The sequence below is a fragment of the Ollibium composti genome, from assembly GCF_004801285.1.
Lineage (GTDB): Bacteria > Pseudomonadota > Alphaproteobacteria > Rhizobiales > Rhizobiaceae > Mesorhizobium > Mesorhizobium composti.
Window position 1 is genome coordinate 1 of record NZ_SSNY01000033.1, and the last position, 599, is coordinate 599.

Sequence of the window (599 nt, forward strand, 5' to 3'; positions counted from 1 at the left end):
CAAGGGCGGTGGCGACGTGGGTCTTTCCGGTGCCAGGGCCGCCGACAAGCACGACATTGTTGGCATCGCCCATGAACTCGCATCGATGGAGCTGACGCACGAGGGCTTCATTGATCTCGCTGCTGGCAAAGTCGAAGCCAGCCAGGTCGCGATAGACCGGGAAGCGTGCACTCTTGAGCTGATAGGCCACGGATCTGACCTCCCGCTCGGCCATCTCGGCCTTCAGCAGCTGCGACAGGATCGGGATGGCGGCCTCGAAGGCGGGAGAAGCCTGCTCGGTGAGCTCGGCGACGGCCTGCGCCATGCCGTGCATCTTCAGGCTCCGGAGCATGATGACGATGGCGCCGCTGGCGGGATCATGACGCATGACGCACCTCCCGAACCTGGCGCAGCGCATCGTAGCGCTCGACATTGGCCTGTGGCTCCTTGGCCAGGCTCAGCGCCTGCGGCGCATCCACGATCGGCGTCTCGGTCGGCTTGCCGTCGACCAGCCGATGCAGGAGATTAAGGATATGGACCTTGGTCGGCACGCCAGCCTGCAGGGCCATCTCCACTGCCGTCAGCACGACCTGCTCGTCATGTTGCAGGACAAGCGACAG

1 protein-coding gene and 1 pseudogene are annotated in these 599 nt (G+C 64.6%); both read right to left on the reverse strand.

From position 1 onward, the window contains the following. Positions 1-367 (reverse strand): ATP-binding protein (locus E6C48_RS22360; RefSeq protein WP_136360398.1); only part of this gene is annotated, 367 nt, incomplete at its 3' end. Next, a pseudogene (locus E6C48_RS22365) lies at positions 357-599 on the reverse strand (IS21 family transposase); the annotation flags it as partial. The gene E6C48_RS22360 and the pseudogene E6C48_RS22365, both read right to left, overlap by 11 nt.